Source organism: Sinorhizobium sp. 6-70, from assembly GCF_030124375.1.
GTDB lineage: Bacteria > Pseudomonadota > Alphaproteobacteria > Rhizobiales > Rhizobiaceae > Sinorhizobium.
Map to the genome: position 1 here is coordinate 48979 of NZ_JASKLS010000004.1, position 14157 is coordinate 63135.

At 61.5% G+C, this 14157-nt stretch carries 18 protein-coding genes; 13 read left to right on the forward strand and 5 right to left on the reverse strand.

The genetic code is table 11. The features are described from left to right. The first annotated feature begins 136 nt into the window (after positions 1-136). From QN222_RS09985 to QN222_RS10005, 5 genes are all read left to right on the forward strand, one after another. Complete coding sequence (locus QN222_RS09985; protein ID WP_283962268.1) at positions 137-574, forward strand: hypothetical protein; 438 nt, start codon at positions 137-139, stop codon at positions 572-574. A 43-nt stretch (positions 575-617) separates the two neighbouring features. Beyond that, positions 618-1529 (forward strand): energy transducer TonB, encoded by a 912-nt coding sequence (locus QN222_RS09990; RefSeq protein ID WP_283962211.1) that lies wholly within the window; start codon positions 618-620, stop codon positions 1527-1529. Positions 1530-1725: 196 nt separating this feature from the next. Continuing rightward, positions 1726-2136 (forward strand): DUF2325 domain-containing protein, encoded by a 411-nt coding sequence (locus QN222_RS09995; protein ID WP_283962212.1) that lies wholly within the window; start codon positions 1726-1728, stop codon positions 2134-2136. 59 nt (positions 2137-2195) lie between these two features. Beyond that, a complete protein-coding gene (locus QN222_RS10000; protein WP_283962213.1) occupies positions 2196-2465 on the forward strand; it encodes a hypothetical protein in 270 nt (89 codons plus the stop codon). Positions 2466-2599: 134 nt separating this feature from the next. Continuing rightward, on the forward strand, positions 2600-2914 hold the full coding sequence (locus tag QN222_RS10005) for an antibiotic biosynthesis monooxygenase (protein WP_283962214.1): 315 nt from the start codon (positions 2600-2602) through the stop codon (positions 2912-2914). Positions 2915-2924: 10 nt separating this feature from the next. Here QN222_RS10005 and QN222_RS10010 read toward each other — a convergent pair whose 3' ends face one another. Together QN222_RS10010 and QN222_RS10015 are read right to left on the reverse strand one after the other, a co-directional pair. Then, positions 2925-3293, reverse strand: coding sequence for a DUF423 domain-containing protein (locus tag QN222_RS10010; RefSeq protein ID WP_283962215.1), 369 nt, complete (start codon positions 3291-3293; stop codon positions 2925-2927). A gap of 6 nt (positions 3294-3299) precedes the next feature. Further along, a complete protein-coding gene (locus tag QN222_RS10015) occupies positions 3300-3692 on the reverse strand; it encodes a globin (protein ID WP_283962216.1) in 393 nt (130 codons plus the stop codon). Positions 3693-3830: 138 nt separating this feature from the next. On the opposite strand from QN222_RS10015, the gene QN222_RS10020 reads away from it, so the two are divergent. The 8 genes from QN222_RS10020 to QN222_RS10055 all read left to right on the forward strand — a co-directional run bounded on the left by QN222_RS10020 (position 3831) and on the right by QN222_RS10055 (position 11317). Further along, on the forward strand, positions 3831-4391 hold the full coding sequence (locus tag QN222_RS10020; protein WP_283962217.1) for a TetR/AcrR family transcriptional regulator: 561 nt from the start codon (positions 3831-3833) through the stop codon (positions 4389-4391). A gap of 44 nt (positions 4392-4435) precedes the next feature. Next, on the forward strand, positions 4436-4777 hold the full coding sequence (locus tag QN222_RS10025) for an SMR family transporter (protein WP_180938702.1): 342 nt from the start codon (positions 4436-4438) through the stop codon (positions 4775-4777). Positions 4778-4979: 202 nt separating this feature from the next. Then, positions 4980-6035 (forward strand): dipeptidase, encoded by a 1056-nt coding sequence (locus QN222_RS10030; RefSeq protein ID WP_283962218.1) that lies wholly within the window; start codon positions 4980-4982, stop codon positions 6033-6035. Between the two features lie 50 nt (positions 6036-6085). Beyond that, a complete protein-coding gene (locus tag QN222_RS10035) occupies positions 6086-7726 on the forward strand; it encodes an ABC transporter substrate-binding protein (protein ID WP_283962219.1) in 1641 nt (546 codons plus the stop codon). 42 nt (positions 7727-7768) lie between these two features. Then, on the forward strand, positions 7769-8812 hold the full coding sequence (locus QN222_RS10040) for an ABC transporter permease (protein WP_283962269.1): 1044 nt from the start codon (positions 7769-7771) through the stop codon (positions 8810-8812). Then, complete coding sequence (gene nikC / locus QN222_RS10045) at positions 8809-9741, forward strand: nickel transporter permease (RefSeq protein ID WP_283962220.1); 933 nt, start codon at positions 8809-8811, stop codon at positions 9739-9741. The genes QN222_RS10040 and nikC overlap by 4 nt, the downstream gene beginning before the upstream one ends. After that, positions 9738-10571: an ABC transporter ATP-binding protein gene (locus QN222_RS10050; RefSeq protein WP_283962221.1), complete on the forward strand. Its 834-nt coding sequence runs from the start codon at positions 9738-9740 to the stop codon at positions 10569-10571. The genes nikC and QN222_RS10050 overlap by 4 nt, the downstream gene beginning before the upstream one ends. Continuing rightward, a complete protein-coding gene (locus tag QN222_RS10055; protein WP_283962222.1) occupies positions 10568-11317 on the forward strand; it encodes an ABC transporter ATP-binding protein in 750 nt (249 codons plus the stop codon). The genes QN222_RS10050 and QN222_RS10055 overlap by 4 nt, the downstream gene beginning before the upstream one ends. A 105-nt stretch (positions 11318-11422) precedes the next feature. On the opposite strand, the gene QN222_RS10060 is transcribed toward QN222_RS10055, so the two are convergent. The 3 genes from QN222_RS10060 to QN222_RS10070 are packed head-to-tail and all read right to left on the reverse strand — an operon-like array spanning position 11423 to position 14101. After that, the gene (locus QN222_RS10060) at positions 11423-12190 is read right to left on the reverse strand and encodes a cephalosporin hydroxylase family protein (protein WP_283962223.1); all 768 of its coding nucleotides are present in this window, start codon (positions 12188-12190) and stop codon (positions 11423-11425) included. Continuing rightward, on the reverse strand, positions 12183-13250 hold the full coding sequence (locus QN222_RS10065; protein ID WP_283962224.1) for a class I SAM-dependent methyltransferase: 1068 nt from the start codon (positions 13248-13250) through the stop codon (positions 12183-12185). The genes QN222_RS10060 and QN222_RS10065 overlap by 8 nt, the downstream gene beginning before the upstream one ends. Positions 13251-13273: 23 nt before the next feature. Further along, positions 13274-14101: an NAD(P)-dependent oxidoreductase gene (locus QN222_RS10070; RefSeq protein WP_283962225.1), complete on the reverse strand. Its 828-nt coding sequence runs from the start codon at positions 14099-14101 to the stop codon at positions 13274-13276. Positions 14102-14157: the final 56 nt, after the last annotated feature.

The following is a 14157-nucleotide window of genomic DNA, read 5'->3' on the forward strand; positions in this document are numbered from 1 at the left end:
ATTCCCTTTTATTATCTTGACTTCATTACTCATATTTCTTTAAGGACGCAATACCGGATTTTTATAGTTAAGTTTACGAGCGCGAGCCGTTTGAGGATTGCCGGGAGCACGCGTGCAGATGTCGAGTGGTGTTGTGATGACGCATCCTTTCCGTTTCGCTTTTTCGGTCGCATTCGCGCTTTTTTTCGTGACCGCGCCGGCCATCGCGCAGGAGGCTGCGGCTTCGGGCGGGCTCGCCATCGAGCTGAACGAGGTCGCTCCATCGGAGAAGGGGTGCAAGCTGACTTTCGTTGCCGGTAATGCGTTGCCGCAGTCGCTCGCGAAAGTGTCGTTCGAATTCGTTCTCTTCGATCAGCAGGGCTTGGTCGAGCGCATGGCGGTGCTCGACTTCCGCGACCTTCCTGCCGGCAAGACGAAGGTCCGCCAGTTCGATCTGCCCGGCACGAGATGCGAGTCGGTGAAGAGTTTGCTGATCAATGATGCACCGGCATGTGTCGGAGACGGCGTCGACAAGAATGCCTGCATGACGGGTCTCAAGACCGGTTCCAAGTCGGCGGTTGAGCTCAAGGGCTGAGAGCCTCGGTCGTTTGACGTTGCCGATTGGAAGGCAAGCATAGATGAAGCACATCATGAAATGGGCCGTGGCGATCGGTCTCTCCGTGTTGGCGCACGCCGGTGGAGCAATGCTGCTGGAGCCTAGCAAGGACGATTTTCTGATGGCTGGCGGCGCGGCGACCGAGGTTACGCTGCTTGGCAATGCCTTCGAGGAGGCACTGCAGGCAGGCGAACCTCTGGACGCGGTCGAGCCTATCGAGGACGCATTGGAGGAAGTGAAACCGAGCGAGATTTCGCCGACGGAAGAGTTGCCTGAAGAGGTCCCGCCGACGACGCCGGAGAGTGTCTCGGAACAGCCGTCCGACATTCCGCCGGCAGAGGCGGATGTCATCCTGCCGGCGGACGAAATGCCGACGACCCAGGCCGCCGATGCACCGGTAACAGCGAGCGTCGCGCCTGTCGAAACCGTAGTTCCAGAAGAAAAGCCTGAGCCAGAAAAGGTCGAGAAGAAGGTCGAACCGAAGAAGGCGCCGCCAAAGAAGAAGAAAGTTGCACGCAAGAAGGCCGGCGAGCGCGGTGAGCAGGCGAATACGCAGGCCAAGGGTCAGGCGGACGGTGTGGAAAATGCAACGGCCAGTGCGGCGACTGGCGCCAGGCAGGGCTCCGTTGCCCAGGAAGCGGGCAATGCCGCAGTCGACAACTACAAGGGCAAGGTGCAGCGGAAGCTGAATCGGGCCATCCGCTATCCCGCCGAAGCCAAACGCCAGGGGCTTCGCGGCGTCGCTCACGTACGGTTCACTGTCACGTCCGACGGGGGGCTCGCCGGCGTCAGCTTGGCACGAAGTGCGGGATCGCCAATTCTCGACCAGGCAGCGCTCGATACCGTCCGTCGCGCCGCACCTTTCCCGGCAATCCCCGCGGAAGCCCGGCGCGACAGTTGGCAGTTCACCATTCCAGTTCAATTCAAACGGTAATCGCCCTCGGGATCAACGGACCGCCTTCTGCTCGAAATAATATGAATTAAAAACTCAAGTTTATACTTTACTCTGATTATCAAGTTTAATAAGTTGCCGCCGTCACGCAACCGTTTGGTGTGCGTTCTGAATCGAAAATCCAAAGGGCGATCGGCGGAGAAGCGCCGAGGACGCGGAACAAGATGGAGAGGAATGCATGCGCGACAAGCGGCAGAACGCAGGCAAAGGCGGCAAGGGCAAAGCGGCGAATGCGGCATCCGAACCGGGCCCCGATGCCGGCAAGGCGACGCTCGAGGGCCGCAGCTTCCTCTATGTCGGCGGCAGAGACTGCCAGGTTGCCCATCTGCGCGAGATCGCCAGTTCCTTCGGCGCGGAGTTGATCCATCATGACGGGGGCTTGCGCGAAGCCGTTTCGCGTATCGACCGTGTCCTTCCCTCGGTCGACTGTGTCTTCTGCCCCATCGACTGCATCAGTCACGACGCGTGTCTTCGCGTTAAGACCGGCTGCAAGAAGTGGGGCAAGGCTTTCGTGCCGCTGCGCAATGGCTCGAAATCGAGCCTCGAGCGGGCGCTGCAGGATCTGACCACCAACAGCCGCGACAGCTAACCTTTCCAAAAAACGATGTCACGCGTGCAGACGGGCACGTCGTGCCTGGAGAATCGACGATGAATGATGAGCGTCCCGATCAAATGATGATGATCGGTCTTCACAAGCTGGCCTCGCAATTCGGCGATGGACTGGTGCCCGAACTATACGAGTTGCTGACGCGCCGGGCCCGCATGCTGGAAGAAAATCCGAACGTCGCCGAGTTCCCCAGCTGGCAGGCGCGGCAGCCGGGCAGGGATCCTCTCGGCCTTGCGTCACCGCCTGAGGGCGCTATCCTGCCGTTCCCGAGTGTCGGAACCGACGCTCCGTTGAAGAAGGATCGTGCATAGAGCAACTCCAGGGAAAGTGTGTAGCGGTCTTCCGTCCGGAATTGCGTAATTTCAGAGAGTTAGAGCAATTCCAGGGAAAGTGTGTAGCGGTTTTCCGTCCGGAATTGCGCAATTTCAGAGAGTAGAGCGACGACATGTACTTCGCCATGAACCGTTTCCGCATTGCGATCGGCCAGGAAGAGGCGTTCGAGGCCATCTGGAAAGGCCGGGACACAAGCCTGGCCGAAATGCCCGGCTTCATCGCCTTCCACCTGCTTCGCGGAGAGAGCGTGCCGGAAGAGGGCTATACGCCCTTCATTTCGAAATCGACCTGGGAAAGCAAGGACGCTTTCGTTGCCTGGACGAAGTCGGAAAATTTCCGCGCGGCGCACCGGAGCGCCGGCGACAACAAGGCCATGTATCTCGGCCCACCGAAATTCGAAGGTTACTCCGTGGTCGAGGGCGCGTGAGGGACGCTTTTTAGCTCGCGCTCGACGGCAGAAATGCCCCGACAGCCACGGCGAGCCAGCCCGCCATCATCGTCAGCCCGCCGAGCGGTGCCGACATCGGGAAAAGGCCTTGGCCGAGAGCATGGCGCGCGGCGAGATCGCCAGCGAAAAGCGCAGTCCCTGCGGCCAACAGCAAAGCGGCGATTGCGGCCGTGCGGAAATGGGCCCATCCGGCGTGGAGTGCGACGAGTGCCGGCGCATGGGCGAGGCACATGGCGGAGGCACCGCCGAGAAGCCGTGGGTCAGCGCCGTGCGAGGCCGCTGCCGCAGCGCCGACACCGGCAATCCCCATCAGCCCCGCAATCAAAAGCACGGTCCGGCGCGCTGCGCTGTTCGGCATCGAAAGCTATTCCTTGTTCTGCATGTGGTGGGCGAGTCGCGTGATCGGTTCGAGAATGATCGCCCGCAATTTCGGATGGGTAATGGTCTCTTCGAGCGCGCGCGTGAAGCAAAGAAGCCATTCGTCGCGCTCGGCCGGCCCGATCTCCGCGATGAAGTGGCGACGGCGCAGCATCGGATGGCCGCGTTTTTCCACATAGATCGGCGGCCCGCCGAGCCAGCCGGTCAAATATTCGTAGAGTTTCTCCTCGCTGCCCGAGAGATCCGGCGGATGGACGGCGCGGCAGCGGGCGGCTTCCGGGAGGCTGTCCATGAGCGCGTAGAAGCGCCGTGTGAGCGCGCGAACCGTGGCGTCGCCGCCGATCGCTTCATAAAGTGTTGTCGTTTCGCTTCCCGCCATATCGTCGTCCTTTGCCGGATTGGTATAACGCGACCTGCCATTCGACAATGTCTTTCACGTCTTCTGTTTGCGGCGTTTCATCGCGTCGGAGCCGAGCATGTGCTTGACAAACCGTCCAGACGGTATCTTGATGGGGGCATGACAAACGCCCATCGCAGGAAAAAGCAGCCGGAGCACGTTCGCCAGCAATTGCTGGAGGTCGCCGCGCGCCTGTCGTTGGAGCAGGGCATCAGCGCCGTTACGTTGGATGCGGTGTCGCAGGCGGCCGGCGTCAGCAAGGGCGGGCTCCTGCATCATTTCCCGAACAAGCTCGCCCTGCTCGACGGCCTCTTCGACGAACTCGTCGCACGTTTCGATCGGGCGATCGAGGAAGCAATGGCGAACGACGATGTCGAGCAAGGGTGGTTTACACGCGCCTATCTGACCGTCTGCTTTGCGCTCGATGCGGAAGCGGAAGGGAAGGGATGGCAGGTGCTGACGATCGCATTGCTCGCCGAGCCGCATCTCAAGGCGCGCTGGCGCGACTGGGTGGCGCGACGCGCGGAGGAATTCGCAGCGACCGATTCCTCGCCCAACTGCCTGCTTGCCCGTTTTGCCGCCGACGGTGTCTGGCTGGCGGACCTGCTTGGGAGCCATGAACTCGATGCGCCGACCCGAGCGCTTCTGCTCCAGAACCTCAAGGCGCTTTCACTGCAGTAGGCAAGAAGTCGGCGCAGACCGCTCTCAACCACCGGAGACCTCCCATGAACCCCGCCATGCTTTATACGGTCCTGGTGATCGCCATCGTCTTCGAGGTGCTCGGCACTTCCGCGATGCAGGCGGCGCAGCATTTCTCACGGCTGGCGCCCACGGTGATCATGGTGCTGTGCTATGGCGTCGCTTTCTTTTTCCTCTCCTACACGCTGCGCTATATTCCGGTCGGCATCGCCTACGCGCTGTGGAGCGGCCTCGGCATCGTGCTGATCTCTGCCGCCGGCTATCTCGTCTTCGGTCAGAAGCTCGACCTGCCAGCCGTTTTCGGGCTGGCGCTGATCATCGCCGGCGTGCTGGTTCTCAATCTCTTTTCCAAGTCGACGTTTCACTGACCCATCGACAAATACCTTTCGAGCGGCGCTTTGGATCCTGCGCTGCGTCCCTGCAACATTTCGCTACAGATTACGCTGGGAAAACCCCTGAAATTCATTGAAATGGTCGATCTGTTTCAATAGCATCGCCCGCGTCCCTTCTTTGGATGCGGCATGGAAGAATTCCATCCGATCTCCCTGATAATGCGAAGGAATTCTGGGAATGCAGGCGGTTTTCGACGGCCATAACGACGTGCTTCTGCGCCTTTGGCAGCACGGGCGCAGCGGAGGCAATCCGGTAACCGAATTCGTCGAGGGAACCGACAAGGGCCACATCGATGCGCCGCGCGCCAAGCGGGGTGGCCTCGCCGGCGGTCTTTCGGCGATTTACATTCCATCGGGCGATCTGGTGCTGAAGACGCCGGACGAGAACGGCCACTACGCCACCCCTCTGTCCGCGCCGCTTGACCGTCTGCCGTCGCTTGCTACGGCGATGGAGCTTGCCGATATCGCCATCAGGCTCGATCGTGCCGGCGCCTGGAGGCTTTGCCGCTCGACCGCGGAAATCCGGTCGGCGATCGCGGACGGTATCTTCGCCTCGGTCCTGCATATGGAGGGCTGCGAGGCGATCGGGCCCGACCTTTCGTCGCTCGAAACCTTTTATGCGGCCGGGCTTCGCTCGCTGGGTCCTGTCTGGAGCCGTCACAATGTTTTCGGCCATGGCGTGCCGTTCGCCTATCCCATGTCGCCGGATACAGGCCCAGGCCTGACCGAGGCGGGCTTCGAGCTGGTGCGCGCCTGCAACCGGCTCGGCATCCTCATCGATCTGGCGCACAGCACCGAACAGGGTTTCTGGGATGTGGCGAAGACCACCGACCAGCCGCTTATCGCCAGCCATTCCAATGCCCATGCGTTGACACCGGTCGCACGCAATCTCACGGACCGGCAGCTCGACGCCGTGCGCGAGAGCCATGGGCTCGTCGGTCTTAACTACGCGACGACGATGCTTCGCCCGGACGGGCAGGAGAACGCGGCAACGCCTCTGTCCGACATGGTTCGCCATGTCGATTACATGATCGAGCGCATGGGAATCGATTGCGTCGCACTGGGATCGGATTTCGACGGCGCCACCATACCGGAGGACATAGCCGACGCGGCGGGTAACCACAAGCTCGTTGCCGCACTGGCAGGCGCTGGATATGGTGAGGCCGAACTGGCAAAGATATGCCGGGAGAACTGGCTGAGAGTTCTGGGACAGGCATGGCACGAGGCCGCCTGATCCTGTGAAGAAAGGCCCGGAAAGGGCATAAAACGAGGGAACTGCAAAAAATGATGCACAAGCTTAATGGACGTTTTCGACTGCTTGCCGCTTCGGCAGCACTTGCCATGGTTATGGGCGCTTCCCAGCCTGCCTTCGCAGAGACGCCGAAGGACACGCTGGTCGAAGCCTTCGCGATCGACGACATCATCACCATGGATCCGGGCGAGGCTTTCGAGCTTTCGACCGCGGAGATGACGAGCAACACCTACAGCCTGCTCGTCCGCCTCGATCTTAACGATACGACAAAGGTCGTGGGCGATCTCGCTGACAGCTGGACGGTTTCCGATGACGGCCTGACCTATACGTTCAAGCTGAAACCCGGCCTGAAATTCGCCTCCGGCAATCCGATCACGGCAGAGGACGTAGCCTATTCGTTCGAGCGTGCCGTGAAGCTCGACAAGAGCCCGGCCTTCATCCTTACCCAGTTCGGCCTTAACGGCGACAACGTCACCGAAAAGGCGAAGGCCGCCGACGAAACGACCTTTGTCTTCACCGTCGACCAGGCCTACGCACCGAGCTTCGTCCTTAACTGCCTGACCGCGACGGTCGCTTCGGTTGTCGACAAGAAACTCGTGCTTGAGCACGTCAAGGCCGTGACCCCGACTGCGGACTACAAGTATGACAACGACTTCGGCAACGAATGGCTGAAGACGGGTTACGCCGGTTCCGGCGCGTTCAAGCTGCGCGAATGGCGGGCGAACGAAGTCGTCGTGCTGGAACGCAACGACAACTATTACGGTGACCCGGCGAAGCTCGCCCGCGTCATCTACCGGCACATGAAGGAAAGCTCCGGCCAGCGCCTGGCGCTCGAAGCCGGCGACGTCGACGTCGCGCGCAACCTGGAGCCGGGCGACTACGAAGCCGTGGCGAAGAACGGCGATCTGGCAACGACCAGCGCAGCGAAGGGCTCGATCTACTACATCAGCCTCAACCAGAAGAACGAGGCGCTGGCGAAGCCGGAAGTGCGCGAAGCGTTCAAGTACCTCGTCGACTACGATGCAATCGGCTCGACCCTGATCAAGGGCATCGGCGAAATCCACCAGAGCTTCCTGCCGAAGGGGGTTCTGGGCGCGCTTGACGAGAACCCCTACAAGTTCGACGTGGCGAAGGCCAAGGAACTGTTGGCAAAGGCCGGCTATCCGGACGGCTTCTCCGTCACCATGGACGTGCGCAATACCCAGCCGGTCACGGGCGTTGCCGAATCCTTCCAGCAGACGCTCGGACAGGCGGGCGTGAAGCTCGAGATCATCCCCGGTGACGGCAAGCAGACCTTGACGAAGTACCGCGCCCGCAACCACGACATGTATATCGGCGTGTGGGGCATGGACTATTTCGACCCGAACTCGAATGCCGAAACCTTCACCAGCAACCCGGACAATTCCGACGAAGGCAAGAACAAGACACTTGCCTGGCGCAACGCCTGGGACGTTCCGGAGCTGACGAAGAAGACCAAGGAAGCGCTGCTTGAGCGCGATGGCGCCAAGCGCGCGGAGACCTACAAGGAACTCCAGAAGACGGTTCTCGCGGAGAGCCCGTTCGTCGTCATCTTCCAGCAGACGGAAGTTGCCGGCCTTCGCGGCAACCTGAAAGGCCTCAAGCTCGGTCCGAGCTTCGACACCAACTACGTCTGGAACGTCTCCAAGGAATAACCCGAAAGGACCGTTCCCTTGAGCATGAGCGGAACAGAACGATTGAATGGGCGCAGGCGCGCCCGTTCCCGAAAGGCTGTGGCCTCGGCATTGCAATTCCTTGTCGTCGTGGCGACCACCTATCTCGGCCTTCTCGCCGTCACCTTCTTCATCGGCCGCGTCATCCCGATCGATCCGGTCCTCGCCGTTCTCGGCGACCGGGCGCCTTCGCATGTCGTCGAGAGAACGCGTGAGGCGATGGGGCTCAACCAGCCTCTCTACCACCAATTCTTCATCTATGTCCGGCAGGCGCTTTCCGGCGATTTCGGCATTTCGGTGCTGACGACCAATCCGGTCATGACGGATATCCGCCGCGTTTTCCCGGCGACGATCGAGCTAGCGACGCTTGGAACGCTGATTGGCGCCTTCATCGGCGTGCCGCTCGGCGTGCTCGCAGCGGTCAAGCGCGGCAGCATTGCGGACCAGATCGTCCGCGTCATCGGCCTCGTCGGCTACTCGGTTCCGATCTTCTGGCTGGCGCTGCTGGCGCTGCTCGTCTTCTACGCCCGGCTGCAATGGGTCGCCTATCCCGGCCGCATCGATATCGTCTACGAATACACGTTTTCGCCGATCACCGGATTTTATCTCGTCGACGCGCTCTGGCAGGGGCAGTGGGATGTCTTCCGCGACGTCTTTCGCCACATCATCCTACCGGCATCGCTGCTCGGCTATTTCTCGCTCGCCTATATTAGCCGCATGACCCGCAGCTTCATGCTGAACGAGCTGCAGCAGGAATATATCGTCGCCGCGCGCGCCAAGGGTCTTTCGGAAGCGCGGATCATCTGGGGCCACGCGTTGCGCAACGCGGCCGTGCCGCTCGTGACAGTGATCGCGCTTTCCTATGCGGGCCTGCTTGAAGGGTCGGTACTCACCGAAACCGTCTTCGCCTGGCCGGGACTCGGCCTCTACATCACCAATTCGCTGCAGAATGCCGATATGAACGCCGTGCTCGGCGGAACGATCATCATCGGATCGGTCTTCATCGGCATCAATCTCCTGTCCGATCTCCTCTACCGGACGCTCGATCCAAGGACGCGCGCACGATGAGCCTTGCCACCGAAACACGACCGATGACACGCCGTGAATGGTTGCTGTCCGACCGGCCGCAATCGCGCACGCAGGCGCGTCTCGGCCGCGCCTATATGACCTGGCGGCGCTTTTCGGCCAACCGCCTCGCGGTTCTCGGCCTCATCATCCTGCTCGGGCTGGTGTTCGTGGCGGCCTTTGCAGGTGTTCTTGCGCCCCATTCGCCAGTGGTCGGCAACCTCGCCGGCGCGCGGCTGCTGCCGCCCGGAAGCGAGGGGTATCTGCTCGGCACGGACGACCAGGGCCGCGATATCCTCTCGCGACTGATTCACGGGTCGCGGCTGACGCTTGCGGTCGTCCTTCTCGTCGCGATTATCGCCGCACCGGTCGGCCTTATCGTCGGCGCTGTCGCCGGATACTCCGGCGGCTGGATCGATGCCGTGCTGATGCGCATCACCGATATCTTTCTCGCCTTTCCAAAGCTCGTCCTGGCGCTCGCCTTCGTCGCGGCGCTTGGACCCGGAATCGAAAATGCCGTCATCGCGATTGCGATCACCTCCTGGCCGCCCTATGCGCGGATCGCCCGCGCCGAGACGCTGACGGTGCGCAATTCCGACTATATCGCCGCCGTTCAACTGATGGGGGCGTCGCCGGCGCGTATCATCTTCCGCCATGTCATGCCGATGTGCCTGTCGTCGCTGATCGTGCGCGTAACCCTCGACATGGCCGGCATCATCCTGACGGCTGCGGGCCTCGGGTTCCTTGGCCTTGGCGCCCAGCCGCCGCTGCCTGAATGGGGTGCGATGATCGCCTCCGGCCGCCGCTTCATTCTCGATCAATGGTGGGTCGCCACCATGCCCGGTGTCGCCATCCTGATCGTCAGCCTCGGCTTCAACCTCCTTGGCGACGGCCTGCGCGACGCACTCGATCCGCGGGAGAGCGGCCAATGAGCGCGCTTCTGACGGTCAACGACCTGAGAGTCCGGTTTCCGACGCGAACCGGCGTCGTCGAGGCTGTGCGCGGCGTCTCCTTCACCCTCGGGCGCGAACGTCTCGGCATCGTGGGCGAGAGCGGTTCCGGAAAATCGCAGACGGGCAGGGCGATCATGGGGCTCACGCCGTCGCATGCCGAGGTTACGGCAAAGACGCTTTCGTTCGGCGGTGTCGATCTCATTTCCGCTCCGCCAAAAGTCCGCCGGGATCTTCGCGGCAAGCGCATCGCGATGATCCTGCAGGATCCGAAATATTCGCTGAATCCGGTGATGAGCATCGGCCGGCAGATCGTCGAGACGCTTCGCCGGCACGAGAACGTCAGCCGTTCTGAAGCGCGGGAGCGGGCGTTGGATATGCTTGCGGCGGTGCAGATTCGCGACCCAGCCCGCGTCTTCGACCTTTACCCGCACGAGGTCTCCGGCGGCATGGGCCAGCGAGCGATGATCGCCATGATGCTGGTCGCAGGCCCGGAGCTTCTGATCGCCGACGAGCCGACGTCTGCTCTCGATGTGACGGTGCAGCTCGAAGTGTTGTCGATCCTCGACAAGCTGGTCGCGGATCGCGGCATGGGACTGATCTTTGTCTCGCACGATCTCAGGCTCGTCTCGTCCTTCTGCGACCGGGTGCTGGTCATGTATGCCGGGAAGATCGTCGAGGAGATCGCCGCATCGGATCTCGCCAGCGCCAAGCATCCCTATACGCAAGGCCTCCTGAACTGCATGCCCGTCATCGGGGCGGATCGCCATCCCTTGCCTGTCCTCGACCGCAAGCCGGAGTGGGCGCTATGACGACTGCCGTTTCCGTCCAAAACCTCACGGTCGCCTATGAAGACTTCAAGGCGCTGGATGCTGTCGGCGTCGACGTCGCTGCCGGCGAGTCCTTCGGCCTCGTTGGCGAGTCCGGCTCGGGAAAATCCACCCTGCTCAGGGCGGTTGCCGGGCTCGCCCCGGTAACCGGGGGCACGATCCGCGTCGAGAACCGGCAGCTTCAAGGCGCGCGCCGCGACAAGGCTTTTTACCGCTCGGTGCAGATGGTGTTCCAGGATCCCTATGGCTCGCTGCATCCGCGCCAGACGGTCGATCGGCAATTGTTGGAGCCGTTGGCGATCCACGGCGTCGGCGATGGCGAACGCCGCATCCTGAAGGCGCTGGATGAAGTCGGGCTCGGTTCCGGCTTCCGCTTCCGCTACCCGCACCAGTTGTCCGGCGGGCAACGTCAACGCATCGCCATCGCGCGGGCGCTCATTCTCGAACCCTCGATCCTGCTGCTCGACGAGCCGACATCGGCGCTCGATGCGTCCGTCCAGGCGGAAGTGCTCAACCTCCTCGAACAGGTGCGTCGCGACCGCAAGCTGACCTTCATCATGGTCAGCCACGATCTCGGGGTCGTCACCCATATGTGCGACCGGCTGGCTGTCATGCGCGGCGGGCGCGTCGTCGAACGGTTGTCGTCGGCCGATCTCGTCGCCGGACGCATCGGCGAGGACTACACCCGCAACCTGATGGTGGCGAGCAAGGGATTCCGGCGGGGGTGAAGCTCCCGAGCCCTCTCTGAAGCCCCAGCTCAGGATTGTTTTCGGAACAAAAAACGCCCCGCAGCAACAGCTTCGGGGCGTTTGCAATAATACGTCTTCGCCTGATCACTTGCGCCGCAGGAAGCCGTCAGGGGCGACCGTAATCATCAGTTTCTGGTCAATCGAGCGGTCGATCTCGAACTCGGGGTGTGATTCCAGATATTTCCACACTGCCGTCTTGGGATTGTTTCCCTTGCCCCACGGGCGATCGGGATAGGCCTCTTCCGGCAGGTCTTCGATGACAGTGTCGAACACGACGCAATAGCTGTCCTTGGTCGTCAGCGGCGCGTAGGCCTCCAGTTCCGCCAACACGTGATCATGGGTGTGGTTGCTGTCGAGACAGACGAGGACGCGCTCGAAGGGTTTTGCAAAGTCATAGACCCGTTCGACCACGCTGCGCTCGATGCTCGACCCCTGGATCATGTGGATCCGGGACGACATCGGGTGAGCCTTGATGGCCTCCCGGTTGTGGGCGCGGATATCGATGTCGACGCCCAGCACCTTCCTGCGCGGGTCGCGCGGGTCGAGTGACGTGCCAGCCTCGATTGCGTCGCTCATGTCGAGGAGCGCCAGCATTGATGCGCTCATGATGAGCGAACCGCCGTGAGCGATACCGGTTTCGATGATCAGATCGGGACGCGTCGTCCAGATGATCTCCTGCATCGCGACGATATCCTGCGGATACTGGATGATCGGCCGGTCCATCCAGAAGTAGTTGTAGGAATATTTCGGACCGATCGACTGGCGCAGGAAATCGGCGGCACTCTTGCGGAACTCGCGGTTCGCTTCGATTTCGGAGATGCGCGCGGCGACCTCCTTCCGGAAATCAGTCATGATCGACCTCGATATAGGTGTATGCGTTGTTGGACATTCGCTTGATCTCGTCGAGATAATTGCGGTTCATCACGTAGATGCTCGAACCGGGGGGCAAGTCTGCCAGCACGTCCTCAGGCGCGCGGACCCGCAGTCCGGTAATCGGCAGGTACTTGCCTTGCTTGGCCGGGTTGATGTCGATGACCGCCTTCACCGGCAGCCCGGCGCGCGTGCGGAGCAGCGAGAAGATGACGCCCTTCGACGCTCCGCCCCAGATCACCGCCGGTTCCCGGTCGGTAATATCCAGCGCGTCGAGCTTGCGGGTGAAGTCCTGCGGAATGCCTGCCCGGTCCTTCTCGTCGATGACCGGTTTGCGCAAAGAATTCAGTTCCGCGACCACGAATAAATATTGGCCGCCAAAGACCCGGCCGCTCGAAATGACGTTGCCGAAGATCCGGTGAAAGTCGGAGAGCCTGAAATAATTGACGTGCTCGTAGAAGATGTCGAACCAGGCGCGGCGCTCGCAGATCCAGTCGAAGCACGGGACCTCGATATAGATCTTTCCCTGGCCGCCATTCGCCTGTTTCAATTGCTCGAGGAAGGCGACCGGGTCCGGAATGTGCTCGAGCACATGGCGCAGGATGAGGCCCTTGGCCTCGATGCCGGAGCCGGGCTGGAAGTATTCCCGGCGGACGCGAGGGTTGTCACCCTCATAGGCCGGATCGAAACCGGTGATGTCGACGCCTTCGCCAAGAAGTTTCTCGAGGAAGAAGGCCTTGCCGCATCCGACTTCGACGAGGTCGTGGCGTCCCATCGTGTCGAGAATGATCCTGGCGACATCCTCGAGATGCCGCTGGAATGACGGGCTGACGGCCTGCTCGTTCTGATAGCTCGTATCGTAAACCATCAGTTCCGGCCTGAACGCGGCATTTCGCACCAGGCCCGTGCCAAGATCCTCCACCAGGCGCATTTCCCCGCGTGGCGAGGATATCGCCTGATCGGCGCTGTCGTACATTTTGTTCTGAAAAATGGGCAACTCGCGCTGCTCATAAAGCACCCGAGTCGCGTTTCCTGATGCCATAAGTGGTTCCTCAGCCTGTCGGTTCACCTGACACCCACGACATAAGGTGGGTCGACGAGATTTTCGGCTCGACCCCCGAAGTTGAGCAGGTCCCGCCTTCCATGTTCGTCGGCGATTCTCTCGGCAAATTCTCGGATCGTTACCGGTACTCCCGAACAAATATTGACCGCTCCTTGCGCGGTGCTGACCGAAGTGTCCACGATCATCCTGGCGGCTTCGCTGACGTCCAGAAAATCACGGACCTGATGGCCTTGGGTCAAATCGGCTCTCTGTCCTGCGGCAAGGCATTTTCGGAGATAGGGAACGAGGCGCCGTTCGTCTTCTCCTGCGCCGTAGAGATAGAACAGCCGGCACCAGGCAAATTCGACACCATTGTGCGGCAGCCATTGTGAAAGCGCCATGAACGCGGCGGCCTTGGCACCAGCATAAGGCGTCAGGGGCTCGAGCGGCGTATCGATAGTAAGCGGCCGGCCGGTAAGCTCGTATTCAAAGCAGGTGCCGATCCCGACAAAGCGCCTGACGCCGGCGGCCGCAGCGCCTTTGGCCATGGCCAAAGTGCCGGCAAGACAATCGAGATTGAGAGGTGACGTGAGGTATTTGCCGGGCTCGGCATACCACGCCAGATGGATGATCGTGTCGATCCCGACGAGTGCTTGCGTCCACCATTCCGCCGACTCGGAAAAAAGCGCATCGGTTGAAAGAATGCGCTCGATTGCCACCGCGTCCGCGAGGTGGCTTTCGGTTCCCGTACGTACGACAGGGCAGGCGGCGACGCCGCGCTTGGCCAATTCGCGCAGGACGTGGCGGCCGACAAAGCCGGTGGCGCCGGTGAGAAGGACTTGTTTGGTCAAGCGGTCTCCATTCACGGGCAAGGATTTTTGCAAGGGGTAGTGGTCATGAGACCGCT